Source organism: Bombiscardovia coagulans (genome assembly GCF_002259585.1).
GTDB classification, from domain to species: domain Bacteria; phylum Actinomycetota; class Actinomycetes; order Actinomycetales; family Bifidobacteriaceae; genus Bombiscardovia; species Bombiscardovia coagulans.
This window is the reverse complement of record NZ_MWWS01000002.1, coordinates 46,196-69,844: the sequence shown is the minus strand read 5'-3', so window position 1 is coordinate 69,844 and position 23,649 is coordinate 46,196. Positions and strand designations below refer to the sequence as shown.

Here is a 23,649-nt window from a genome sequence, read left to right as displayed (position 1 = left end):
GTATGCTTTCGAAGATACTAGTGACCTTTGTTCGTTGTTCTCGTTGGATTCCCGAACGATTGGCTCGTGGTCTTTTTGATATTGCGGCAGATGTAGTATGGTTCCTTCATTTGAGCAATGTCCATCAGCTGGAGCGAAACCTGAAACATGTGTTAGGCGATGTGCCCGAGGCTCAGCTCAGACGAACTAGTCGAGAGGCTCTGAGGTCGTACTTTTCATACTTTTGTGAGGCTTTTACAGTCGGTGCCCGAAACAAGGAGGAACTGTTAGCTAGGGTTCGGCCAGAAGGTAGCGGATTTCCCTATCCAGCTTTAGCCCAATTAAAAGACGGAGCACTACCGATAGCAACTGGTCATCAAGGTAATTGGGACTACGTTGGCTTTTGGGCAAGTCATGATATAGGACCAGTTACAACGGTTGCTGAACGCCTAGCAGATCCAGAATTGCTTCAGACATTTATTGATATTAGGCGTGAGCTTGGTATGCATATTTTGTTGACAGGACAATCGGGATTGATGGCCGATCTGGTAGAAACAGCCAAGCAACCTGGACAAGTTATTCCTCTACTCGCGGATCGTGATCTGAGCCGCAATGGGGTTTTCGTCCGTGCCTTCGACTCTATTATCCGTGTCGCAGCAGGACCGGCAGTGATGGCGTTAGATGCAGAACAGCCCCTCTATACAGTCAGCATGCACAGGGAACCTTTGCATGCTGAACAACGAAAGCGTGCTCATAACGCTTTCGGATATGTCTGCCAAGTAGATGGGCCTATAGATATCCGGCCATACTTACAACTACCTCGTGAACAAGCTGTACAGGATCTCACTCAGGCTTGGGTGGATCAGTGGTCAGCTGGTATCCGAGAATGGCCACAAGACTGGCATATGATGCAACCCATATTCGTCGAAGATTTAGACTTGACACGTCTACATCATGTTCCCGGGTACGTGCGAGATTACATAGAAGGTCATACCTCACAAGTGCAGTGTTCACCTAAGGAGAGTAAGTGATGAATCTTCACAGCGAACTTCCTTCTACCGGCACAGCCGATCCACTTCACGGACGTAAATTAAAAGTTGGTATTATTTCTCCTTATTCTTTTGAAACGCCTGGGGGAGTGCAGCTGCATATTCGAGATTTAGCTCAGCAACTATTGGCATTAGGGCATCGTGTGGAAGTACTTGCTCCTGGCCGTCGAACAGAAGATATGCCATTATGGGTCCACACTACAGGTTCGTCGTTTTCCATACCGTATAACGGCTCAGTGGCGCATTTGAGTTATTTCGGTGTTGCTGGCCGCCTGACTCGCCGGTGGGTTCGCCAAGGACACTTTGATATCCTTCACCTTCATGAGCCAGAGGTGCCAAGTCTCAGTCATAAACCTCTTATTCCAGGTTTCTCTCCATGTCCATATGTAGCAACATTTCATGCGGCTTTTGACTCGTACCCCTTGGCCCTCAAAATTGCTAAACCATATTTGCGAGCTAACCTCTCTAATATCAAAGAAGGTATATGCGTCAGTCAATCGGCTTTCGACACTGCCAGTCACTACTTATCTGATGATATAGGATTGCGTATCATTCCTAATGGTATAGATACAGGTTTTTTCGCTCGAGCGAAAAGTAAGCCCGAGTGGCAGGGAACTTCAGAACGGCCTACCATTGGTTTCTTGGGGAGGATGGCAGAAGAGCGCAAAGGCTTTCGTGTATTTGCTCAGGCGGCTTTGCATATTCTTTCGACACGACCCGGAGCTCGGTTCTTGTGTGCTGGTGATGGTGAGGAAGAAGCCAGACGTATAGCTCGTTCGGTGAGCCCTAGTTTAGAAAATCACCTAGAATTTTTAGGGCGTATTTCTGACGAAGATAAGGCTTCCTTATACAAAAGTTTGGATGTTTACGTCGCTCCACAGATAGGTGGAGAATCGTTCGGTATTGTCCTAGTAGAGGCTATGGCAGCAGGTTGTCCTGTTGTCGCTTCTGATTTACCTGCTTTTTTGGCTGTTTCTCAAAAAGGAACAAGCATGTTGCACTTTGGTGTTGGTGACAGTGTCGCTTGCGCTGAACAGGTTGCATTAGTTTTATCTGATATGGATTTGAAAGGGTCTCTTGGTAGATTAGGCCAAGAACGGTCTACGTGTTATGACTGGAAACTAGTGACTGAACAAATTTTGTCAGTGTATGGGGAAGCTCTTCAACAATCAGATGAGACACTCAGTTCTTAGCAGGGACATCAGGTTAGGTGAGATCCAGCCAGTCTAACTTGGCTGACAGGCAAGTGTTGTCAACAAGAACACATAGAATAAACCGAAGTTTACATGTACACGTACGGTCAGGAGCATTATGTCAGGGCATTCGAAGTGGGCGACCACTAAGCACAAGAAGGCTGCCATCGACGCTAAGCGCGGGAAGCTCTTCGCAAAGTTGATTAAGAACATTGAAATTGCCGCGCGTACAGGCGGCGGCGATCCAGATGGAAATCCTACGCTCTATGATGCTATCGTTAAGGCAAAGAAATCTTCTGTTCCTGCCGATAATATTACTCGAGCAGTCAAGCGTGGTTCAGGCGAAGAAGCTGGTGCAGCTAACTATGAATCAATAGTTTATGAAGGTTACGCGCCAGCAGGTGTCGGGTTGATCATTGAGTGCTTGACTGATAATCGCAACCGTGCAGCTGCTGAAGTGCGTTCCAGTCTTACCAAAAACGGTGGTTCCCTAGCACAGAACGGTTCAGTTTCTTTTAACTTTGAGCGTCAGGGTCAAATAGAAGTTCCAGCTGAAGGAACAGATTTTGATACTGTTTTTGAGAAAGCAGCAGAAGCTGGTGCTGAAGATGTTCAAGACAATGGTGATGTGTACACCGTCATTACTGATCCCAGTGACTTAGTTCCGGTCCGAAAGGCCCTTCAAGATGCCGGGATTGATTACGATTCTGCTGATTTGGTCCTCAACCCTAAGACAGAGGTCACTCTTGATCTCGAAGCAGCACATAAGGTGTCAAAGCTGATTGACACCTTAGATGATCTGGATGATGTCCAGAATATTTATAGCAACTGGACTGCTAGTGACGAAGTCATGGCTCAGCTAGAAGAGGAATAGCAGTTGTGATTATATGTGGCGTCGATCCCGGCCTCACACGCTGTGGGGTCGGCGTCATTGAGGCTAAGGATTCGCGTAAATTATGTTATGTTCATGTCAGTGTAGTGAGATCTGACCCGGAACAGTCGCAGGATTTGCGCTTATTACATATATACAATGGCTTGGTCCAACATTTGGATGAGTACAGTCCTGACGTAGTTTCTATTGAACGAGTGTTTGCTCAAGCTAATAGAAATACTGTTTTAGGAACAGCTCAAGCAGCTGGAATGGCTATGTTAGCCGCAGCGCAAAGAGGAATTCCGGTAGCTTTGCATACGCCCACAGAAGTAAAGCTGGCAGTCACCGGTAATGGAAAAGCTGAGAAAATTCAAGTTGAGCGAATGGTTGCCAAAATTCTAAGACTGAATTGTTTGCCCAAGCCCGCAGATGCTGCTGATGCACTGGCACAAGCAATTTGTCATGCTTTACGACCGTCAGGCGCCCTCCAAGGTGGCGAACGCGAACAACACCTCACTCGAGCACAACGGCAGTGGGCACTTGCACAACAAAAGAGTCAATTGCAAGGTTCGGTCCAACGAGGCATGTAGGCTAATCGAACAGGTGTTCGATTGTGTTGTCGCTCAACTGCGCATGCAGAGAGTCGAAGAAAGCAGAGGAATTGAGGCAGTATCATGTTGGCTATGCTTACAGGGTCTGTAGCGCTCATTGAGGTTGGCTGCGCTGTTATCGACGTGGGTGGAGTCGGGTTCGAAGTTCGTATGCCTAGCTCAGATTTATCTACCATGCATACAGGAAATCAAGTTCGTATTTATACATACCTTAATGTTGCCAATGACAACATAACCTTGTATGGTTTTCTGGCCACTTCATCAAAGCAACTGTTTATCCAGCTCCAAAAAGTGAGTGGTGTGGGCCCTAAAGTTGCATTGTCCCTGCTCTCAACGCTAACTCCTACAATGCTTACGAAGGCTGTCTCTGAGGGAGATGTTGCTGCTCTGTCGAGTGCTCCGGGCTTGGGTAAGAAGGGAGCACAAAAAATCATCCTTGAACTTTCAGGCAAAATGAACGTTTCTAGCGACGATGTCAACACTGAGATTGTGGATGAAGGTAGTCAACAAGTGGTCGAAGGACTACAATCTCTTGGCTGGCAGCAAGCCGAAGCTCAAAAAGTAGTTCGCAGGATTTGCCAAGACGGAGACTACCAACTTCCTCTCAAGAAAGAAGATGTACCACAGGTGCTGAAAGCTTCTCTGGCATCTTTAGATAGGGGACGCTGATGACTTTCGCCAGTAACAGTGACTCTATGAATACACTCAAGGGTTTAAACAACTCACATTCCGAAGATGCATCTTTGCGTATGGTGTCTGCCGCACCTTTGGATGATGACTCTGTGAGTGATGAGGAACTCAGACCTAATACGTTGGAAGGGTTTATAGGTCAACCTCGTCTTAAAGCTCAACTTGAACTGTTCTTAGAGGCAGCGCGTAAAAGAGATGTGCCGCCAGATCATATACTGTTAGCGGGGCCACCAGGCCTTGGTAAAACTACTTTAGCCATGATTGTCTCCCACGAACTTGGAGTGCCCATCCGCGTTACTTCAGGTCCGGCTATTCAGCATGCTGGAGATCTGGCTTCTATTTTGAGCTCTCTAGAATCAGGTGAAGTGCTCTTTCTTGATGAAATTCACCGACTACCACGTGCTGCGGAAGAGCTTCTGTATATTGCTATGGAAGATTTCCGAGTAGATGTTATGGTTGGTAAGGGGCCAGGTGCTTCATCAATTCCTCTTACGTTACCTCGGTTCACTGTGATCGGTGCTACCACTCGTGAGGGTATGCTACCTTCTCCCCTCCGTGCACGTTTTGGTTTTACGGCTCATCTTGATTTCTATCCTGCTTCAGAGTTAGAAAAGCTCGTAGAGCGTTCTGCAACTGTTTTAGATCTGCATATAACTCAAACAGCTTGTTCTGAATTAGCAAAACGATCGCGAGGAACTCCACGTATAGCGAACAGGCTGCTTCGCAGGGTTCGCGATTGGGCTATTGTCCATGATCTATCAAAGGTAGATTATGAGGATGTCAAATCAGCTCTTTCGCTCTATCAGATTGACTCTGAAGGACTAGACAGACTAGATTTAGCTGTATTGCGTACCATTGTTACTAGTTTTGATGGCGGACCAGTTGGTCTTAGTAATTTATCTGCCATGGTTGGAGAAGAAGCTGAAACTGTTCAGACTGTTTGCGAACCTTATCTTGTTAGAGAAGGATTCTTAGTGAGAACTCCTAAAGGTAGGATTGCAACGAAAAAAGCGTGGACTCATCTAGGGCTGTCAGCTCCTGAAGATGTCATGAAGTCGTTCTAGAATTATTTTTCCAGTGCATAGGGCATCCGAACTCGTGCTCGCCCTCAACTGATACGGCAAGGAGCCATAAATGCAGTCAAGTCTATCATCCATGCTTTTTCTTATTCTCATCATTGTGCTCATGTTTGCAATGACTTGGTGGTCATCAAAGAAAACGAAGCAGAGGCAACAAAGCCTAGAAAATTTCCGAACCTCCTTGCAGCCAGGACAAGAAGTTTCAACAGCATCAGGTCTCCTTGGGACCGTTGTTTCTATTGATTTAGAAAAGGAACAGGTAGTTATCGATTCTGAAGGAACGAAGTCACGTTGGCGGATTCAAGCTATCACTGAGCCTCCAATCGTACCAGCGTATGTCCATGATGATGAAGTAGACGAGCAGGGCAATCCTAAGCAGGTAGCTTCAGATAGCGAAACCCCATCTTCGAACGATTCTGTGAAAGTCAATGATAGTGCTGTCGATTCAGAAGACAGCGCACCAGCTAAGAAGTAGTTGTATACGTTTCACTATCGTTAGTTTATTAACCTTAGTTTGCATGCTTGCAATACATGCAGATGGTTTTCTTGCCAACAGATTTAACAAGGAAAGAAGATAATGGCCCAAATCGGCGACATTTCTATTCAGCAGCTTAGCGCTGTAGGTGAGCAGGACGCACAGTACGTGGTTTCTCTTTTTCGTAGTGTCGCAGACTTTCCTAAAGAAGGCATACTATTCAGAGACTTCCTTCCCGCATTAGCAGATCCTCAGGGTTTGTCAATTATCAACCAAGCTATGCTTGCAGCCTTACCGGTTGAAGCAGACAAGTTCGATGCTGTTGCAGGTTTGGAGGCTCGGGGATTTTTACTCGGGCCGCACATTGCTAGCAGTCTTGGTAAAGGTTTTATAGCACTACGAAAAAGTGGTAAATTACCCCCAACAACTCTTTCCCAGGAGTATTCGCTTGAATACGGGACTTCTACCATTGAGATGGAAGAGAATGCCTTGTCCCATGGCGACAGGGTCCTGATAGTTGATGATCTCATTGCTACTGGTGGATCAGCCGATGCTGCAGCACAACTCATACAAAGGGCTGGGGGCAAAGTCGCTGGTTTCAGCTTCGTTATGGAGTTGGAGGGACTCCACGGTCGAGAGCTATTGAGTGAGTATCCGACTTCTACACTTGTTTCCATGCCTGCGTAGGCAGAACGACACAGAACGTAGAGAACATGAGTTCAACAGTTAAAAAATGTTTGAACGGCATATACGCCGCTGCTGCAACCTTGGTTGTCTACATAGTAACCATAGGTTCTTGTGTCTCTCTCATGTTCCTTCTCATATCCATGGAGGAGGGTGGAACCGCTCTTACTGATCAAGCCCTTCCGATCACACAGGCGATCGTCTTACTGAGTCAGGGGAGTGGATTTACTGCTGGCGCGCTGACGCTCACTATCATGCCACTCGGTTTAACAATTGTACTGGTATCTCTTGCAACAGCCTGTATCCGGAAATTTGGTATGAGCTGGACAGCCATGCTCAGCGGAGGATTGTTGTGGTTGTTAGTCACTTTTCTTCTCCAGCAAGTTTCGGGTATTGTGCTGGTTGATACCACTACCGTCATAGAGTTAAAAGCTCTGACAATTTATCTTTTTTCTTATGCAATTGCAGCGTTTACAGGCAATCAATGGAAGATGACCAAGCTATACGCAGGCTACCTGAAGCTTCCTTTTAGCTTACGCCGTACTGTAAAGATTGCAATATCAATGGCAGCCATCTTGCTTGCATTATTCACCATCGTTGCTTTTGGCACTGTAATTTCGTGGGTTATCCTCTATCATGATGCAGTGGGACGGATTTTTATTCTGGCCCAGATGGGAACTAATTCGAGAGTGTTGAGCTCTTTAGCTGCACTTGTTTGGTTGCCAAATTTGACAATATGGGCTTCGTCTTGGCTGGCTGGCGGTGGGTTTTATGTTGGCGATTTGGCGAGTTTTACCCTTTGGTCAGGTCAATCGCATGACCTTCCTTTGTTACCTATTTTCGGGTTATTCCCAGAAGCTGTTACTAACCCAGTTATGAAGATGCTTTTACTCCTTACGCCGGTTTGTATCTGTGCTGTAGTGTCATTATTCACGCTGCTCCATAGCAAAGGTTATGGTCTTATCTCAACAATGAAACACGATGGTTTGCAAACGATACAAGGCAACCTTATTAAAAGTTTTGCTAGTGCGTTTTTGGGTCTGGTGATTTCAGCAGCAGTGGTTTTGATAAGTTTGAGTGTTGCGTTTATTTGTTCAGACGGTTCGCTGGGACGGTATCGATTAAAAAATGTGGGTGTTGACTTGACGGAATCGATAACTACCTACAGCAGGGCTACTATTGTTGGTTGTCTGTCACCGTGGATTGTTGTTGTTGTCGGAGCTGCAACTATACTGTGTTGGAATGCAATCCGCACTGGCATAAGTCACAGTACAGAAGTGCTTTCACTTGTGTCAGATACGGATGCACACAATCACAGCGACCGTTCGTAAGATCTTCCGGTTAGACTCTAGATAAGTTATCAAATAAAAGGCAAGGTGTGATAATGACTCCAACGGCACAACATGCACACAGGCCAAACACAGAAAGTGCTCCGCATCAATTGAATAGTTCCAAGGAGCATCCTTTCGTATCTGAACAGAGTGAGGGTAAACCAGTAGCTGAGTGGATTGTATGCCTAGTCGTGTTATCAGCTACGGCCTTCGCAGCATTTGGACACACAGGAATTGGGATAGCAGTTCTAGCATCTTGCAGCGCTATACTTGGATGCCTTAGACTTATCCTTCAAGAGAAAAGTCCCTGGAAGGTGAGATCAGTAGGTTTCGACTCAGTTATGTGTATCGGCTTAGCTATTGGACTCCTCGTCACTTATTTGAGTATCCTTTGGCTCTTCTGAGGGCTGAGATGTCTGTGTATGTTCAACAGGAACAGGATGAACCGACGCACTTATCTCATCACTGTCATTGTCGTCGACACTGACTAACAGATCCGTCTGCTTATCTGGTTCTTTAAGAGCATATTCACCTGTAGAGGTGAGAAGGGCTTCTGGCATCTCAATGATGGTGTCAGGCTCTGCTTCCAATGTTTCCTTTGCATTTTCTATAATCATGTTATAGATAATGGTAATGAGACCAACGATGGCAGCTGCAAGCAATGGGCAAATCCAGAAAACGAACAGTTGACTGACGGGGTCAGCTTGTAAACCCTTGTTCCGTGCAAAGAGGGCTATGCCTGTGGAACGAGCAGGATTCAAGCCTGCACCAGTAATTGGGTAGGTGATCATTGCTCCAACTCCGTAAGCTAGAGCTACCTTCCACACATGACCCGAAGCTGCCTGACCGTCTTTTTTCATGCTTACTATGGCTGTGCCGACAACAATTAGGGATGCAACCAGCTCAACTACGATAGCCATTGTGATGGTAAAGGATAAGTGGTACTGGGTGAGAGTTGCATATGAAGGTGAACCCTCAGCAAACCCATTCACGGCACCAGGAAGCCAGACTTGACCGTTATTTTCTTTAGTCATCGGAAGTAGATATATAACCGCCGCACCGGCAGCAGCAGCGCCGATAAGTTGTCCGAGAATATAGAAAACTCCTTGCAACCAGCCAATTTGTCCGGTAAACATAGCTGCAAAAGTTACTGCTGGATTGCAGTGGGCTGAGGATATTTTACTGAACATCGCTCCTACAGCAATACATGCGCAAACCCATGTACAAGCGATTGCAATGGATGATGCTCCAGTAGAAATACGCCCCCAAGAAGAAGCTGCATATACTGCGAAGCATATGAGAAAAGTACCGACAGCTTCAGCACCTACTTGCAATGTTCCGGCTGCTGCTGGAGTTAGTAACTGTATGGGCTGTGTTCGTTTCTGTGAATTCATTGACTTTCCTTTGCCTTCACATTGCTTGCCTCATGGAATAGTATTTAGTGTATGAAGAAGGACAGACCTTGACTCTTTTTGCGAACAACACTGAAAATCATGAGCATAGGCTAAGCTACAATAGTTTTTGTAGCTTTACTTTCTTAGGCCACGTTGGGAGAACGATGCCACATCCATATAAACGCGCGATACGAGCACATGAATCACATGACGAAGGTGTTCGTCTCCAAAAGGTGCTAGCACAAGCTGGGTTCGGATCCAGACGCAAGTGTGAGGAAATAATAACAGAAGGCCGAGTTGAGGTTGATGGGCAACTTGTTACGGAATTAGGGTCACGAGTTAATCCAAATCGACAACAGGTTAGGGTAGACGGTTCACGCATCCACATTACAGGTCGGCATGTGACGCTTGCCCTCAATAAGCCACGTAAGGTGCTCTCCACCATGGATGACCCTAGAGGACGTTTTACCCTGAGGGACATCATAGGTGATCGTTACGAGAGGGTCTTTCATATGGGGCGGTTGGATTACGATTCTGAAGGTCTCATCCTCATGACTGACGATGGTGAATTAGCCCAGCATGTCATGCACCCCAAGTACGAAGTGGAAAAAACATATATGGCAACCGTGCAGGGAAAGCTCGGTGGCAATATTTGTCGACGTCTTGTTACTCAAGGAGTGCTCCTTAAAGACGGTCTTATTCGCTTAGATCATTGTGCAATTGTGGACCGAAGCCGTGATCACACTATGGTGAAAGTGGTCATCCATTCTGGAAAGAACCGTATAGTACGGCGTATTTTTGAAGCAATAGGTTTTCCTGTGGTGAGACTTGTTCGTACACAAATTGGACCCATCCACCTTGGTGATGTTAAACCTGGTTCATATAGGGTGCTGTCTAATGCTGAAGTCAGTGCCTTGGACAAGGAGGTAGGTCTGTGATTACAGTTGCTATTGATGGTCCAGCTGGTGTCGGAAAGTCATCGACAGCGAGAGCTCTTGCACAGTACTTTGGACTTGCCTATCTTGATACGGGCGCTATGTATCGCGCTAGTGCACTTTGGTGCATGATGTCCGGTGTTGACCTAGATGCGGACGATCTTGACCAACAGCAAGTCACAGAAACCGTGGGGGCTCTCTTCACTGAAGGACATTTCGAAATCAGCATGGACCCAAATGACTTGTGGGTAAAACTGGATGGACAAGATGTCAGTGAACGCATCCGTTCTGCACAAGTATCATCACATGTTTCCACTGTCTCAGGTATTCAGGGCGTTAGGCATATTCTTATTGCTGCTCAACGAGCTTTTATGAGTGCTGAGGAAGACGTTGACTCACAGTCAGAGGGAAGAGGAGTTGTCGCTGAAGGTCGGGATATCACCACTGTGGTAGCTCCTCAGGCACAAGTCCGTATCTTGCTTACTGCTAGAGAAAGTGTCAGGGCTGCACGTAGAGCTGGACAATCCTCTTCAGAGCACGATACAGATGATGTACTAGCAAGGGATATGAAGGATGCCCAAGTCACTTCATTTATGGAAGCAGCAGAGGGTGTCATAGAAGTAGATAATTCTGATATGACGTTCGAGCAAACGCTTGATAGCTTAATTACCATCGTTCAGGAAGCCATAGATAAGCAAGCGAACAACGACTTTGTATACAATCTAGAAGATTATGAGCTTGACGAATATGACCGGGCACTGATTGACTCTGAAGGTCCTCTGCTAGAGGAGACACAAGCTACTCAATCTGTAGGTGTCTTAGCGGTTGTTGGTCGTCCCAATGTTGGTAAATCAACACTAGTAAATCGTATTCTCGGACGTCGGGCTGCTGTAGTTGAAGATAAACCAGGAGTGACTCGCGATAGAGTCAGTTACGATGCCCAGTGGGCAGGTACAGATTTCAAGATTGTTGACACAGGAGGCTGGGAAGCCGATGCACAAGGAATTGGTTCAGCTATTGCTGACCAAGCCCAGCTCGCTGTCTCACTTGCTGACGCTGTCTGTTTTGTGGTAGATGGACAAGTGGGATTGACTGACATGGATACACGGCTTGTCAGAATGTTGCGTCAGGCTGGTAAACCTGTGGTGCTTGCTGTCAATAAGCTCGATTCAAGGAACGCTGATTACACAGCTGCTGAATTTTGGAAGCTTGGCATGGGGGAACCATACCCCATATCTGCTATGCACGGCCGAGGCGTAGGAGATTTGCTTGATGCAGCAGTAGATCAGCTACACAAGGCTGAAAAAACCTCCGGTTTCTTAACTCCTGCTGGCCTGCGTCGTGTAGCACTGGTCGGGCGCCCAAATGTTGGGAAATCATCTTTGTTGAATAAATTAGCAAAGCAAGATAGGGCAGTGGTAAATGACGTAGCCGGTACCACACGTGACCCGGTGGATGAAGTTATCGATATCGAGGGGGAGGACTGGCTGTTCATTGATACCGCTGGTATCAAACGTCGGCTCCACAAACTGTCAGGAGCTGAATACTATTCGTCTTTGCGCACTCAGGCTGCTATTGAGCGAAGTGAACTTGCACTGGTCTTATTTGATGCTTCACAACCTATTGCTGATCAAGACTTGAAAGTTATGAGCCAGGCAGTAGACGCGGGTCGTGCAGTTGTACTCATCTTCAATAAATGGGATTTACTTGACGATTTTGGTCGTCAGAGACTCGAACGCCTTTGGCAGACTGAGTTTGACCGTGTTACCTGGGCAGAAAGAGTTAACCTTTCTGCAAAGACGGGTTGGCATACCAACCGTCTAGCTCAAGCCATGCACACAGCCTTGGAATCGTGGGATCAAAGAGTTCCAACTGGTAAGCTCAACTCCTTCTTAGGAACTGTTCAAGCCGCACATCCTCACCCCCTGCGTGGAGGCAAGCAACCTAGAATTCTCTTTGCCACTCAAGCTTCTACGCGCCCTCCGAGGTTCGTTATTTTTGCGACTGGCTTCCTCGAAGCATCTTATCGACGTTTTCTTGAAAGAAGACTACGTGAAGAGTTCGGCTTCCAGGGAACTCCTATTCAAATTTCTGTTCATATTCGAGAGAAGAAAAAGAGCAAGTCTAAGTGATTATGGTTTAGGAGAGAAAGGAACCTTTGAGGATGACCTTGGCCTTAGAGAGTAACGCTTTTCTCATGGGTATTGAATACCTTGCTATTTTTTGCTGGGGTCTGTTGGGTGGACTTGCTGCCATTCGTAAAGGTTACGACCTGTTTGCTGTGCTGTTGACGTCGTGGCTTACAGCTCTGGGTGGAGGAGTAATACGAGACGTGTTGCTAGGAATATTTCCTCCACCCGGCATAGTCGACAAGCGTATGGTGCTAACAGCTCTAGTGGCAAGTATAGTAGTTGCTTGTTTTCATCCTGAAGTTGGCAAGATGTACTGGTCGATGTTAGTGCTTGATGGTGTTGCTCTAGGTCTTTTTGCTGTTAATGGTACCGCAAAAGCCTTAGTCCACGGAACATCAGGAATGACAGCGATCTTTTTAGGAATGGTGACGGCTCTGGGCGGAGGACTTATCAGAGACACCTTGTTGAACGAAGTATCAGTAGTAATCGCAGATAGACACTGGTATGCAGTACCAACACTGATTGCTTGTATACTCACCGTATTGGTGACTCGAGGATTTCAATCTGGCAGATTATCGTTCGAAGATGAAGTCTTTTTTGACTTAAGTATTGTTTGCATGGTCCTTGCTTTACGCCTTCTCTCTGTAAAATTCAATTGGGTCGTTCCAGGAGCTTTGCAGCGAAGTAAGCATCAGATGGAAGAGAACACACAAGCTTAAACGGCATTGCTAGTCTCTCCACTGTTGCCCGTGTATATCGGTAACGTGAGATACATTATGACTCTGATATGCTAAATATGTTGTTGAACTGTCGATTTCTCATCTAAGGGCACTAATATGGCAGCTAATGCAATCCGCACATTCATCGACAACTTGCCGAAGGCTGAACTTCACATTCATGTCGAAGGAACTCTAGAGCCTGATCTGAAACTCAAGCTGGCTCGACGTAATCACATCGATATAGGGCAATCAACCGTTGAAGAGGTGCAGCAGACGTACGACTTCCACGATTTACCTTCCTTCCTGGCTGTCTATTATCAGGCAATGCAAGTATTACAAACAGAACAAGATTTTTATGATCTTGCTTTAGCTTACCTGCAACGAGCAGCAGCCCAACACGTCCGGCATGTAGAACTATTTTTTGATCCCCAGGCTCACACGAGTAGGGGGATTTCTTTTTCTACAGTTATTACAGGCCTCCATCGTGCGATTGTCGATGGAAGAGCTTTCAACATTGATGCTGCTTTGGTAATGTGCTTCCTGCGAGACCTTTCTCAAGAATCAGCAAGGCAAACCTTACAAGAAGCGCTTCCTTACAAGGACTGGATAGTAGGAGTAGGTTTGGATTCAGATGAGCACAATAATCCACCACTGAAGTTTGCCCGCCTCTTTGAAGACGCACGAACAGAAGGTCTCCATCTAACAGCCCATTGCGATGTTGATCAAAAAGACTCCATTGAACATATAAAGCAAGCACTCGAAATTATGGATGTTGAACGCATCGACCATGGAACCAACATCGTTGAAGACTCTGACCTGGTAGCACTTGCAGTGAAGAGGGGAATTGGTATCACTGCTTGCCCTCCCGCAAGAAAGGATACTTCGCCCAAAATGAAGGGTGAAGCGATTCTCATGCTACTCGATAAAGGGGCGAAAGTCTGTGTGAATTCAGATGATCCTGCTTATTTTAGAGGGTATATTAATGATAACTATTGTGCTTTGGCTGACCAATTCAATCTCAGTCAGGAACAGGTAGCTCAATTGGCCAAAAATTCCTTTGAAGTTTCTTGGATTAGCCAAGAACGCAAAGACATATACCTAGCTGAGATAGACCGTTATATGGCTCAAACTGAACAAGAGTAAGTCTTTCGTTAGCACAAGTATGTCAAAGAGCAAGACTCATTTTCGTTCATTTTGTGTTGTTCAAGCGTATTTGTGTGAACACAAGATGCTCTGTCATGTCATTGCATGCACAGTTCAATCAACTGTTATAGCGGAGAATTGAACAGCACTTGTGTCACTAACTGTCGGCGCTACTTGTGAATGTTGACTTAGTTATGTAAGGCTAGGCCGGTTGCTATATCGCTACTTACAACCGGCCTCATTACTACGTCAATCAGGCGCTACTTGTTATCTCTTTTATACCTGAAGACCCTTCCACTCTTTTATGCTTGCTCCTCAGGAACAAGAAACATAAGACCACGGATAAGACCAGTGATATCTCAAAGTCAGTAACAATAAGATATCTAAGATTGACTGTATTCAGAAGAAGTCCATTAGCTCCTAATACCAAGAATCCTGCTAACCGACTCGCTGTGGAATTGAGTGTTATCAAAGTACTTATCCGTTCTTGTGAAACTCTTAGCGAGAACAGAACGTCATACATGTACTGCAAAAACATAAACGTAAAGGTTGCAAGACAGTAAGCACATACCCCAACTATCCTGTCTGGAAACAGAATAAACAAGGGGAACGCCATCGCGCAAGGTGTAGCAAGAAGCATTACGCGTCGCAAGTGCTGGTCTATTCGAATCGAATAAGCGACAATCCCTATTGCCTGTAAGAGGAAATACCAGTAAATAAGGTTGTTCTCACTCATGCCAATGGAAAGCATGTACGCTTGCCAGAGGTTAAAATGCGTTCCAAAGAAAATCTGACTCACTGCGGTGAGTGCTATAAGGAGCAGTAAGGTTCTATCGGACTTGACTTCAGCCAATGCAGTTTCTATTTGTTGACGAATAGTCCTGTTGCTGTGCTGTTCGGACTGATTATCATGAGGAAAGAAGAAGATGATAGGCAACACCGACAGGACCGCAAATGCTACCCCAACTAGATACATATTGAAACCAATTCTGAAATACAGAACTGAGCCCAACGAGGCGCCAACTACCATAGCAACGAGCGATAACTGATTGCTGATTCTTTTAAAGCGTTTCACCTGCTCGACCGGATCAACTGAACTCACTTTACAGAGATTGATCAGTGATGCGTCAATTGTTCCAGAAGATAGGGCTTCAGAAATGCCATATAACACCCAAGCTATGGCCATAGGTATAAAACCCTGCCCCCAGTAGATCGTCAGACAGGCAACAATCCATACAACAATGGAAATTTCATATAACACTCTGCGGTCATACAAATCAGCAAGTACGCCACTGGGAAATTCACAAAGAAAAACCGCTACACTAAACAGGGCTTGCACAAACATGATGTCAGCCAGCTGTAATCCCTTGTGCAGTAATAATACGGTAAGAATAGCGTGTGGAAGAGTTTTAGAAAGAGTTAAAAATGTAAGACTGGCATAATAGGAAAGTTCAGCCTTGGTTGTGCTGTTCGTTAGTGTTCCGATTGCATCATTATTCCTTTCATGGGACCGACATATGTATTCCCCTTGGGGACTATATTGCTAGAAACGAGAGACAACAGGGTTTGTAATTTCAACTGCTCTGTAGTGAGCTTGTACAGTTCAATATACTGTCTTTAGTAGAACTCAACAGTGAATCGGAGAGGCGTTCGAGTTGGGTCCGCCAGGCCACCTGCTTGGTTTGTTGTAACGACAACGAAAGTGCCTTGGATGAAACTGATCTGTTCATCCGTCTCTGATCAACCCACATATCAGCAAATTGAAGAACAAAATCACAGTGGTGTTTTACACGGTAACCTCGAGAGTGGAGAAGGCCTACCCGCACTTTGGCAGTAAGCTAAACGATCTATGAATTGCTGTGCCAATCTTGCGCAGCCGTACAAAGAACTTCTACAAGCAGGCATCCTCGAAAACATTCAAGGCAAGGGTACATTCGCGGGGAGCCAAGATAGCGAACGCATGTATGCGCAGATACTTAATCATCAAATCAAGGGGATTTGAGTCAAACTGGTACACAATGCTTAGACCTTCTGAATGCAAACTACCGGTTTCTGACTATTGGTCTTCGTGAAGTTTGAACTGCTGTTGATGCACTCGTGTCTACCAAACATGCCGTTTTCTTTCTTAAGGAAGGAGCAGTAGCTGCAACTTCAGCATCACCTCAAGAGTCACTACCTTCAGGAACGACCAAGTATTGATGAAATTAAACTGATGATCAGCAAGTATTACGTATTAGGCCTTAGCCAAACCATTAAACAGTCACTCAAGAATTGTTAACCTACTGTGGCAGCTCGAACCATATTGGGGGAGGGCGCATGATGGGTAATGATAGGAAGCCTACATGATACACCGTTTGCTCTTGTACAAGTAGTACAGGGCTAATAGTATTTGTAAGAATGTTACGCGAGCATGTGTATTGTACTTAACGAGCATATGCTTACAGTAGGTAAACTTCAATAACTCTACTGATGGATAACTTCTTTAGTATGCTTCCTGATTGCACGATCGAGGTATTGTTAAGTCCAATATAATTGTTTTTGAACGCTACGCTTTGTTTCAGTGTTGTTCATATTATTTGTTACGCTTTTTGTGTCATTGTTGATACGAGAAATTGAGGATCATGAAGAACAGAACTACAAAGACGCCTGTTTTTAAGTTATCTAAAGCTAGTAAGAAGCAAAATAGCAAAGGTACACCATTTCCATTTCTTCCAACCCCTAATGGCCCGCAAGCTACTAAAAAGAATATTCCCTGGAAATCAATAGTTGCAGTTCTTCTTGCTCTTATTCTTGGCGTCGGAATGTCATCGTGTGGTGACACAAGTCCTAAAGAGACACGCGAGTACAAGAGTTTAGAAGCACAGTATTCGCAAGTTAATACTGAGCTAACCAATACCAAACGTGAACTCTCAGAGACGAAATCGAGTTTACAAACAGCTCGAAAAAAAGCTGACCAATGGGATAAAGAACAGTCCGCTAAGAAAGCAGCTGAAGAAAAAGCTGCTAAAGAAGAGCAAGCAAAGAAGGAGCAGGAAAAACAACAGCAGGAAGCAGCAGCTAAGGCAGCACAAGCTAATGCTGAACGTGAGAAACAACAAAAAGAAGAAGCTGCTAGGCAGGCTGCACAACAGCAAATGCAGCAACAACAAAACCAACAACAAGTGCCAGCTCCTCAGCCACAACAACCAGCTCCACAACCACAGACATATTCACGGGGGAGTGCACACCGAGGCTCTTTCTGCTCAGGAGCAGGATCAACAGGTCAATCCGATCGTGATAGCAGCATTCTTACATGTCGAGTAGCAAAAGACGGGCGTCTGCGTTGGATGAACTAAAACAATGTAGAGTTGCATAAAACTTTTATATGTTTATAAATAACGCAAAGTGATACCCTCAATCAACTGTTCCGTTTGCTGGGACATTTTGCGCTGCATCATTCCATAGTTGTGCTGCCCTGTTGGCTACGTCAGCCATGTTGGCGCCCTCAAGGCTTTGTCGTTTGTAGACGCTCCAAGCTGATGATCCTTGGTCTAAATGATCATGGATAGCGTATTGGACGGCGGCTTGAGTCATGTCACTCATATCGCCTTTATTTCGGTCTACGAGGGTTGCGCCGATTCTTGAGTTCATGTCATCGGCTGGCTGCCAGTTGCCTTCTAAACTACCAGCTGGTATGCCGGATTCGATGCAGTAGACAGGTAAACCGTCTTTCATGCCTATGACACCTAGTCCTACACCGTGTTTACCAGCGAATACTGGTCCTTCTCTAAACGGGTTAAACCAGTAGCCTGGTCCCGAGTTTGTGGCAGCTTGAGCGGTTACAGTACCGCCTATAAGCGTGGCAGCGCCAACAATAAACGCTATCAACGCCATACCAAATTTACGCAACGTTTGTCGCATAGGTACTCCTTTCATAGAGTTACCCATACCTATGCGCGTTACAAGTCTTTAATCTATTCAACGTGACTATGAGCTTGTGGGAACAGGATAATTGTTTATAGCGAAGAACATGTTATTTGGAGGTGGTATTCGAATGAGTGATACAGTACATGCGAATGTGAAGAGTGCGTACGCTATGGCATTAGAGTTGACACTGAGTGAAGATGATCCATTAGTACGTGATGGTTTGCTGGAATCGTTACAGATGTCGTCGCAAGGAAACCATGAACTTGATTTAATCTTCCAACAAGTTACCGCTTCAGTTGCGCGATAGTACTCATTCTCTAACTAAGCGAAGATGAATAGTATTATTATCAATCATCGTGGTGGAACGCAGCAATAAAGGAACCTCACAGTTGGTATCTGTAGGCGATTACGCCGGTATCCGTAACGATTTGGACTTGCGCCGCAGGTATCTTGATGGATGCTTCAGCGGCACCATCCGCCATTGATGCGATAGGCTTCGAGGAGGCCATCCATGTCTAAACTCAACATAAGCGCAAACCACAATAGGGCATTGTGCTACCTCATATAAAGATGCAAGGAGGCAAGACGATTCGATATAGCAGCGTAGGACTCATCAAACAAACTAGACATAGCGAGCAAACTCAGTCCTTGCGCCCAATAATCCCTAACTATGGATGCTGGCATCAGGAGTGCTTCAGCGTACTTATTTGCCCAAATCTCTTCTGGATTACTACCTAAAGACGATAGTTCAGTGTTTTTCTCCGTCCTGCCTACGATTCGATCATCTGGAAGATCCTGATAAGTGTGAACATAGTGGCCCAGTTCATGTGCATATGTGAAACGCTTCTGATACTGATAACTCATGACATTGGATACGGCTTTAAACGGCTCACCAGGCTTGTCTTTCACCAATAATCCTGAAATATTTGAATCAAGGTACATTGTTCCAGCCTTAAGACCCATACGACTGAGTACTTGCCCTACATGTATGGGTAGTGAAACACAACCGTTCACATCTGCAATCGTGGTAAGGAGCGTTTCAGTGGCAGCTACTGCCGGTGTGTAAAGATTCTTTACTCTGATTTTCTTTCCCATTCCACGCCTCCCAACTGATTTATAGAGTTGTTATATGCATAATTTCATCTCGTGATAAGTGAGATGAGTAATCACTTTTACGGTGTCTAACGCTTTTATGTTTTTTTAGCATATTTCTATATTGATTAAGTTGTTTCCTGTGTGAGTTGCCATTATCGGAGTGCTTGAGCATATCATCATATGGCAGTTGCCAGCGTTCATCCTGTCTTAACAGTTTAAGATACTCAGAAACTCGTATTTCATGTGGATCTTGGCGGTCGAATCCTTGACAATGCAGCATGGTTTTGTTGATGTCTGGTATAGATGTTTTTTCATCAGCAGATAGGTTTTCATAACTAATTAACAGGTCTTGAAACATGGACATTATGTCTTGTGCTTCATCAGTTATTGTTGTAGGTAGTTCAGGAACGATATGGGGGAGTACTTCCTCATATTCACTGCTGTATCCTTTTTCCAAAACCTCAATAGCATATTTGTGTTGCTCTTGCTCATCTTTATCTGAAGTCATATGTTCAGCAAGTTGTTCTAACATTATTAGAATACGGCGCATATCATCGTTTAACGCATAAATTGGTTTAAAATAGTAGCTATCAATGTCGTCAAAATCATTGTCGTGCTGTGACGAATGTTCACTTCCTGACTGTGCTAACAAATATTGTTTGAGAACTTTATTAATAATCTCTGATTTTGTGGATTCTTTCTGTCTCGCATAATCTTCTAGCGCTTCATACAATCCACTGCTAATACGAGCAGTTATTACCTTCATGGTTTTACTTTCTTCCATTCAAAACCCCTAACTTCGAACTTTACATATTACAATACCGTATTGTATTCTGTATACTTTTAAGGTGCAAGTTGTTCGATAATACAAGGAACAGCTTGCTCATGAACACTTTTTCGAATGGTTTTTCAATGTTCCAGATTTGCGGTGTTTTCCAAAACATAAGAAATCTATTCGGCAGAGGATTGAAAATCACTTAAGTCAGCTTGAAGCAGCCAACTGTCCGTATTGAATAATATACTGCTAATCTCATCCCAATGTTTAATGCTTATGATCCAGCAGACGTGACAATGAGACTCAGAGTTATAAAAGAGTACGATGAACAAGTCGAATATCATATTAAAGGCAAGGCGCTCCTAGAACGACGCAAAGATTAACTGATTGAGCAACTACAAGACCCCACGCTTACACCACACTACCGTCAGTAGAGTGAAGCAAAGAAGGATGAAGTTAAGCTGATATAGCAACTATTCGCGTGAGTGGTAGTGAACATAACTGTGCGAGGATGGGGGGGGGGAAACACCAAAAAGGATTGTAAGCTATAATGTTCTTGTGGATTGGACAACGTATGTACCTTTAGTGATTAGCGCTTTAGCGGTGTGTATTTCAGGATATTCGGCTGTTCAGGCACTTTATGCCAATCGTATTTCGGTAAAGGTTGGTGATTTGTGGGCGATTTATCGTGATGATAAGCGACGAACGGTGACTTTGCGGAATATTTCTGATCAAACGTTTAAGAAAGTCACTATCGTTGCCGTTGATTCAGGTGACGATGTGGCAGAAATGTATACTTATAGTCCTGCTTCGGAAGAGTACTGGCTGAAGAAGACTGCAAAGAACATCCGTATTGGTGACACGATAACAATTGATTTTTCTTCTAATCTTCCTCCCTATCATGGGCGGAGTTCTGGCGATTGTATACTTTTGACTGTTACTTCGGAAGCGAACTATCGAGTGAAAAATATCACAACAGTTATGGTAAATACGAACTCGTTTTCTCGTCATTGATAACGATGTGGTAGCTCAAGCGGTAGGGTACACCTCATTTCTAGGGCTGCGAGGTTGTGACTGATATATTTTGGACCATACTATTTTCGTTTGTATAGGATGTGCGGAAACAAGCATACAGCTCGTATAGTGATGTTTCAAGAATTCAACTGGGAGTGTGATTCGAATGACTGAGATTGCTCAAACAAAATATGAGAATACAATCCCGTATTTGATTTCTCGCATGAGAGGACCGCGAGATTCGCGGTAAGGAGAAGCTGGCCAAGTTTTTATACTACGTGGATTTTGATGGGTTTGAATATCGTGAGTCCATGGAGTCGGTAACTGGAGATAATTATTCTCATAAGAAAATGGGATCGTACCCTGACGTGATGGATGACGTTATCTTGAGCATGAAACATAACGGGCTACTCAATGAGAGTGAAGTCAGTGAGTTTAGTTGTTCTTATAATCCGACTGTGGTTTTTTTGAGTGAGTGTGATCCAGATCTTAGTGTTTTTGATATTAATAAGTACATTCTTAATCGCATTGTTAAAGAGTATGGTAATGCGACTGGTAGGGAGCTTGAGTGCAAGAGTCACAGTGAGGTCCCGTGGTTGGGTGTTGACAATAATGAGCGTAGCCCTTCTGAATTGATTTTTTACCATGGGACTTTTAATCAAATACGTGACTTGAACTACTGCAAAGTCTCTGGAAGATGCTTCGTAAAAACTATTCTGGTTGAGAAGAAGCTATGCCACGAATACGGCTCTTGAAGCTTTCAAATGTTCTGCCTGTTTCTTTCCTTGGGTTATGATCTCTAGAACAGTGTTGAGTATATGTAGGTGGGGGAGTGGAGGATTCAATAATTATGATAGTTGATGTAGCAGCGTATATTCTCCGCATGTGTGGGACGATGACTACTATGAAATTGGAGAAGCTTGTATTTTATTCGCAAGCTCAGTCACTTGTCAGTTGTTCTCAACCGTTGTTTGAAGCAGATTTTGAAGCATGGCGAAATGGTCCAGTATCACCAGAATTGTTCGCCTTACACAAGGGACAGTTTTTGATTTACGATGGTGACCTCACCACTCATGACACCCTTAAAGGTGAAGAATGTACGATTATCGACATGGTTTGTCAGTCGCTTTCACCATTATCTGGCAATACTCTCAGTAGTAAAGTCTGTTCTGAAGCACCATGGAAAACAGCTCGTCACAATCTTAATCCTGATGTTACTTGTCATACTATAATCAGTAAAACTCTGATGAAAAACTACTACACCAACCACCCCATAGTGAAGTCAAGGTAAAACTAAACAACGATTACAATCAACCACAAGATGTAACAATGCCATCTATCCAACAATGGTGTCCTCCCGGGAATAAAGTCCAATCATCATTACCGCTTGGTGCTGGTTGCTGTGGTGCGGGAACTGGTGCTTGTGGTGCGGGAACTGGAACTCGAGGCGCTGGTGCGGGAGCTGGTTGTTGCGGAGCTGGAACTGGAACTCGTGGTACTACCGGTGCGGGTGTTACTGGTTTACTACCGGTTTGTGGCTGGTAGGAAGAACCTTGACCAGGAGTACCCATGGGAGCATTCACAACACCAGGATTATTAGGAGTAGCAGCTACTGGTTGTTGAGCAACAAGCATAGTAGTGTTCATGTTCTGGGTGACGGAACTCATCGTACGATCAAGATTAGCTCCAGCTTTCACATAATCATCTGCTTGAGTTGAAGAAAGTTGATCAGCTTCACTTATAGCCTGTTGTAACGCTTCACGACACGTGTTATCCGCTACCTTATGCTCAGAATCAGCTAACAGTTTACGAGCTTCTTCCTTCTTAGTATGCAACTGGGTTTGAGCATCAACGAGAGTTTTCTTCCCTCGAGAAGCATTCACAACAGTACGTTGATGGTCCAGAGTCGTGAGCAGTTGAGCGTGCCGTGTATTCCACGTGTTAGCCGCTTGCTGATTGTGTTCCAGCTCACGAGTACTCATACCCGGGTCACATGAAACACTCAGCTCATCTTCTTTCACTGTATGCAACGTATCAGCAAGTGTTTTCACTGTAGTAGGATCTGCTACCTGTTGTTCACCACCTGAGACCAGAGTACGAGCATCCTGCACACTCTGAGTAAGCCGCTTACTGGTTTGCTCAGCACGAGTACCCGCGTTCGTGCAAGCGCTAAACGCTTTCTGGTGAGCTTGCTGTTGTGCATGCTGATACCAGAAAACACCCATAACCACCATTACCACAACAACACTGACAGCAACCACCAACACCCACAACCGCTTACCAGCAAAAGCATGTGAGTGCTCACTTATTTCAACATGCTCGTTACTTTCCGTTGATGGTTCGGATACTTGTGCACCATCAGCATTTTCGTGTCGCTCATCGTTGCTCATACGTAATTATCCTTTCTCACCATTGAGGCGCGCCCTATACAACAAGTGTACAGGAGCAGAAGCGAATAGTTCTCAGGTATAACAAGCCTCAGTAAAAATGATATGTCGAGTCCAAACTGTGAATAGGATGAACGTGATGCATAGGTATACATGAATGCCTTTTCAGTTTTTAATACGAACTAAC

Annotated in this window: 25 protein-coding genes; 19 read left to right on the top strand and 6 right to left on the bottom strand. The window is 44.9% G+C overall.

Features of this window, described 5'->3' with window-relative positions:
- Positions 1-2 precede the first annotated feature (2 nt).
- The 10 genes from BOCO_RS00445 to BOCO_RS00400 all read left to right on the top strand — a co-directional run bounded on the left by BOCO_RS00445 (position 3) and on the right by BOCO_RS00400 (position 8,366).
- Positions 3-1,010 (top strand): phosphatidylinositol mannoside acyltransferase, encoded by a 1,008-nt coding sequence (locus tag BOCO_RS00445; RefSeq protein ID WP_094722150.1) that lies wholly within the window; start codon positions 3-5, stop codon positions 1,008-1,010.
- Positions 1,010-2,221, top strand: a complete 1,212-nt coding sequence (locus BOCO_RS00440) for a glycosyltransferase family 4 protein (protein WP_094722149.1) — start codon at positions 1,010-1,012, stop codon at positions 2,219-2,221. The genes BOCO_RS00445 and BOCO_RS00440 overlap by 1 nt, the downstream gene beginning before the upstream one ends.
- Before the next feature lie 118 nt (positions 2,222-2,339).
- Positions 2,340-3,095: a YebC/PmpR family DNA-binding transcriptional regulator gene (locus BOCO_RS00435; RefSeq protein WP_094722148.1), complete on the top strand. Its 756-nt coding sequence runs from the start codon at positions 2,340-2,342 to the stop codon at positions 3,093-3,095.
- Positions 3,096-3,100: 5 nt separating this feature from the next.
- On the top strand, positions 3,101-3,682 hold the full coding sequence (ruvC, locus tag BOCO_RS00430; RefSeq protein ID WP_094722147.1) for a crossover junction endodeoxyribonuclease RuvC: 582 nt from the start codon (positions 3,101-3,103) through the stop codon (positions 3,680-3,682).
- 84 nt (positions 3,683-3,766) lie between these two features.
- Positions 3,767-4,372: a Holliday junction branch migration protein RuvA gene (gene ruvA, locus BOCO_RS00425; protein ID WP_094722146.1), complete on the top strand. Its 606-nt coding sequence runs from the start codon at positions 3,767-3,769 to the stop codon at positions 4,370-4,372.
- A gap of 26 nt (positions 4,373-4,398) precedes the next feature.
- Positions 4,399-5,457, top strand: a complete 1,059-nt coding sequence (gene ruvB, locus BOCO_RS00420) for a Holliday junction branch migration DNA helicase RuvB (RefSeq protein ID WP_094722242.1) — start codon at positions 4,399-4,401, stop codon at positions 5,455-5,457.
- A gap of 70 nt (positions 5,458-5,527) precedes the next feature.
- Positions 5,528-5,947 (top strand): preprotein translocase subunit YajC, encoded by a 420-nt coding sequence (locus tag BOCO_RS00415; RefSeq protein WP_094722145.1) that lies wholly within the window; start codon positions 5,528-5,530, stop codon positions 5,945-5,947.
- 102 nt (positions 5,948-6,049) lie between these two features.
- Positions 6,050-6,634, top strand: a complete 585-nt coding sequence (locus tag BOCO_RS00410; RefSeq protein WP_094722144.1) for an adenine phosphoribosyltransferase — start codon at positions 6,050-6,052, stop codon at positions 6,632-6,634.
- A 26-nt stretch (positions 6,635-6,660) separates the two neighbouring features.
- On the top strand, positions 6,661-7,962 hold the full coding sequence (locus BOCO_RS00405) for a cell division protein PerM (protein WP_094722143.1): 1,302 nt from the start codon (positions 6,661-6,663) through the stop codon (positions 7,960-7,962).
- A 53-nt stretch (positions 7,963-8,015) separates the two neighbouring features.
- Positions 8,016-8,366 (top strand): DUF3017 domain-containing protein, encoded by a 351-nt coding sequence (locus BOCO_RS00400; RefSeq protein ID WP_148140022.1) that lies wholly within the window; start codon positions 8,016-8,018, stop codon positions 8,364-8,366.
- Here BOCO_RS00400 and BOCO_RS00395 read toward each other — a convergent pair.
- Complete coding sequence (locus BOCO_RS00395; protein ID WP_094722142.1) at positions 8,316-9,356, bottom strand: aquaporin; 1,041 nt, start codon at positions 9,354-9,356, stop codon at positions 8,316-8,318. The genes BOCO_RS00400 and BOCO_RS00395 overlap by 51 nt on opposite strands.
- A 164-nt stretch (positions 9,357-9,520) precedes the next feature.
- On the opposite strand from BOCO_RS00395, the gene BOCO_RS00390 reads away from it, so the two are divergent.
- The 4 genes from BOCO_RS00390 to add all read left to right on the top strand — a co-directional run bounded on the left by BOCO_RS00390 (position 9,521) and on the right by add (position 14,285).
- Positions 9,521-10,294, top strand: coding sequence for a pseudouridine synthase (locus BOCO_RS00390; protein WP_094722141.1), 774 nt, complete (start codon positions 9,521-9,523; stop codon positions 10,292-10,294).
- Positions 10,291-12,423: a bifunctional cytidylate kinase/GTPase Der gene (gene der / locus BOCO_RS00385; RefSeq protein ID WP_094722140.1), complete on the top strand. Its 2,133-nt coding sequence runs from the start codon at positions 10,291-10,293 to the stop codon at positions 12,421-12,423. The genes BOCO_RS00390 and der overlap by 4 nt, the downstream gene beginning before the upstream one ends.
- A gap of 32 nt (positions 12,424-12,455) precedes the next feature.
- Positions 12,456-13,142, top strand: a complete 687-nt coding sequence (locus tag BOCO_RS00380; RefSeq protein ID WP_094722139.1) for a trimeric intracellular cation channel family protein — start codon at positions 12,456-12,458, stop codon at positions 13,140-13,142.
- 117 nt (positions 13,143-13,259) lie between these two features.
- Positions 13,260-14,285, top strand: a complete 1,026-nt coding sequence (gene add / locus BOCO_RS00375; protein ID WP_094722138.1) for an adenosine deaminase — start codon at positions 13,260-13,262, stop codon at positions 14,283-14,285.
- Positions 14,286-14,538: 253 nt separating this feature from the next.
- Here the strand turns inward: add and BOCO_RS00370 are convergent, their stop codons facing one another.
- The gene (locus BOCO_RS00370) at positions 14,539-15,771 is read right to left on the bottom strand and encodes an MFS transporter (protein WP_094722137.1); all 1,233 of its coding nucleotides are present in this window, start codon (positions 15,769-15,771) and stop codon (positions 14,539-14,541) included.
- A gap of 1,135 nt (positions 15,772-16,906) precedes the next feature.
- Here BOCO_RS00370 and BOCO_RS00365 point away from each other — a divergent pair.
- Positions 16,907-17,620 (top strand): hypothetical protein, encoded by a 714-nt coding sequence (locus BOCO_RS00365; RefSeq protein ID WP_094722136.1) that lies wholly within the window; start codon positions 16,907-16,909, stop codon positions 17,618-17,620.
- A 58-nt stretch (positions 17,621-17,678) separates the two neighbouring features.
- Here BOCO_RS00365 and BOCO_RS00360 read toward each other — a convergent pair whose 3' ends face one another.
- On the bottom strand, positions 17,679-18,185 hold the full coding sequence (locus BOCO_RS00360; RefSeq protein WP_094722135.1) for a hypothetical protein: 507 nt from the start codon (positions 18,183-18,185) through the stop codon (positions 17,679-17,681).
- A 133-nt stretch (positions 18,186-18,318) separates the two neighbouring features.
- Between BOCO_RS00360 and BOCO_RS00355 the strand changes: the two genes are divergently transcribed.
- On the top strand, positions 18,319-18,498 hold the full coding sequence (locus tag BOCO_RS00355) for a hypothetical protein (RefSeq protein WP_094722134.1): 180 nt from the start codon (positions 18,319-18,321) through the stop codon (positions 18,496-18,498).
- A gap of 248 nt (positions 18,499-18,746) precedes the next feature.
- Here the strand turns inward: BOCO_RS00355 and BOCO_RS00350 are convergent, their stop codons facing one another.
- Both BOCO_RS00350 and BOCO_RS07440 read right to left on the bottom strand, forming a co-directional pair.
- Entirely contained in the window at positions 18,747-19,286 is a 540-nt protein-coding gene (locus BOCO_RS00350) for an ImmA/IrrE family metallo-endopeptidase (RefSeq protein ID WP_094722133.1), read from the bottom strand.
- 19 nt (positions 19,287-19,305) lie between these two features.
- Entirely contained in the window at positions 19,306-20,070 is a 765-nt protein-coding gene (locus tag BOCO_RS07440) for a YfbU family protein (RefSeq protein ID WP_094722132.1), read from the bottom strand.
- 549 nt (positions 20,071-20,619) lie between these two features.
- Between BOCO_RS07440 and BOCO_RS00340 the strand changes: the two genes are divergently transcribed.
- The 3 genes from BOCO_RS00340 to BOCO_RS00330 all read left to right on the top strand — a co-directional run bounded on the left by BOCO_RS00340 (position 20,620) and on the right by BOCO_RS00330 (position 22,366).
- Positions 20,620-21,075: a hypothetical protein gene (locus BOCO_RS00340; RefSeq protein ID WP_094722131.1), complete on the top strand. Its 456-nt coding sequence runs from the start codon at positions 20,620-20,622 to the stop codon at positions 21,073-21,075.
- A gap of 239 nt (positions 21,076-21,314) precedes the next feature.
- Complete coding sequence (locus tag BOCO_RS07640; RefSeq protein WP_094722130.1) at positions 21,315-21,830, top strand: Panacea domain-containing protein; 516 nt, start codon at positions 21,315-21,317, stop codon at positions 21,828-21,830.
- 95 nt (positions 21,831-21,925) lie between these two features.
- Positions 21,926-22,366: a Panacea domain-containing protein gene (locus tag BOCO_RS00330; protein WP_244568695.1), complete on the top strand. Its 441-nt coding sequence runs from the start codon at positions 21,926-21,928 to the stop codon at positions 22,364-22,366.
- A gap of 19 nt (positions 22,367-22,385) precedes the next feature.
- On the opposite strand, the gene BOCO_RS00325 is transcribed toward BOCO_RS00330, so the two are convergent.
- Entirely contained in the window at positions 22,386-23,465 is a 1,080-nt protein-coding gene (locus tag BOCO_RS00325; protein WP_094722129.1) for a hypothetical protein, read from the bottom strand.
- Positions 23,466-23,649 lie beyond the last annotated feature (184 nt).

What these genes read in the sequence shown, in the direction of transcription:
- BOCO_RS00325 (WP_094722129.1), bottom strand. Translation starts at nt 23,465, where the DNA reads ATGAGCAACGATGAGCGACACGAAAATGCTGATGGTGCACAAGTATCC.
- BOCO_RS00400 (WP_148140022.1), top strand. Translation starts at nt 8,016, where the DNA reads ATGACTCCAACGGCACAACATGCACACAGGCCAAACACAGAAAGTGCT.
- BOCO_RS00405 (WP_094722143.1), top strand. Translation starts at nt 6,661, where the DNA reads ATGAGTTCAACAGTTAAAAAATGTTTGAACGGCATATACGCCGCTGCT.
- ruvB (WP_094722242.1), top strand. Translation starts at nt 4,399, where the DNA reads ATGAATACACTCAAGGGTTTAAACAACTCACATTCCGAAGATGCATCT.
- add (WP_094722138.1), top strand. Translation starts at nt 13,260, where the DNA reads ATGGCAGCTAATGCAATCCGCACATTCATCGACAACTTGCCGAAGGCT.
- BOCO_RS00355 (WP_094722134.1), top strand. Translation starts at nt 18,319, where the DNA reads ATGAGTGATACAGTACATGCGAATGTGAAGAGTGCGTACGCTATGGCA.
- BOCO_RS00365 (WP_094722136.1), top strand. Translation starts at nt 16,907, where the DNA reads ATGAAGAACAGAACTACAAAGACGCCTGTTTTTAAGTTATCTAAAGCT.
- BOCO_RS00390 (WP_094722141.1), top strand. Translation starts at nt 9,521, where the DNA reads ATGCCACATCCATATAAACGCGCGATACGAGCACATGAATCACATGAC.
- BOCO_RS00350 (WP_094722133.1), bottom strand. Translation starts at nt 19,286, where the DNA reads ATGGGAAAGAAAATCAGAGTAAAGAATCTTTACACACCGGCAGTAGCT.
- BOCO_RS00395 (WP_094722142.1), bottom strand. Translation starts at nt 9,356, where the DNA reads ATGAATTCACAGAAACGAACACAGCCCATACAGTTACTAACTCCAGCA.
- BOCO_RS00380 (WP_094722139.1), top strand. Translation starts at nt 12,456, where the DNA reads ATGACCTTGGCCTTAGAGAGTAACGCTTTTCTCATGGGTATTGAATAC.
- BOCO_RS00415 (WP_094722145.1), top strand. Translation starts at nt 5,528, where the DNA reads ATGCAGTCAAGTCTATCATCCATGCTTTTTCTTATTCTCATCATTGTG.
- BOCO_RS00445 (WP_094722150.1), top strand. Translation starts at nt 3, where the DNA reads ATGCTTTCGAAGATACTAGTGACCTTTGTTCGTTGTTCTCGTTGGATT.
- ruvA (WP_094722146.1), top strand. Translation starts at nt 3,767, where the DNA reads ATGTTGGCTATGCTTACAGGGTCTGTAGCGCTCATTGAGGTTGGCTGC.
- BOCO_RS07440 (WP_094722132.1), bottom strand. Translation starts at nt 20,070, where the DNA reads ATGGAAGAAAGTAAAACCATGAAGGTAATAACTGCTCGTATTAGCAGT.
- BOCO_RS00440 (WP_094722149.1), top strand. Translation starts at nt 1,010, where the DNA reads ATGAATCTTCACAGCGAACTTCCTTCTACCGGCACAGCCGATCCACTT.
- BOCO_RS00435 (WP_094722148.1), top strand. Translation starts at nt 2,340, where the DNA reads ATGTCAGGGCATTCGAAGTGGGCGACCACTAAGCACAAGAAGGCTGCC.
- BOCO_RS00410 (WP_094722144.1), top strand. Translation starts at nt 6,050, where the DNA reads ATGGCCCAAATCGGCGACATTTCTATTCAGCAGCTTAGCGCTGTAGGT.
- BOCO_RS00360 (WP_094722135.1), bottom strand. Translation starts at nt 18,185, where the DNA reads ATGCGACAAACGTTGCGTAAATTTGGTATGGCGTTGATAGCGTTTATT.
- BOCO_RS00330 (WP_244568695.1), top strand. Translation starts at nt 21,926, where the DNA reads ATGATAGTTGATGTAGCAGCGTATATTCTCCGCATGTGTGGGACGATG.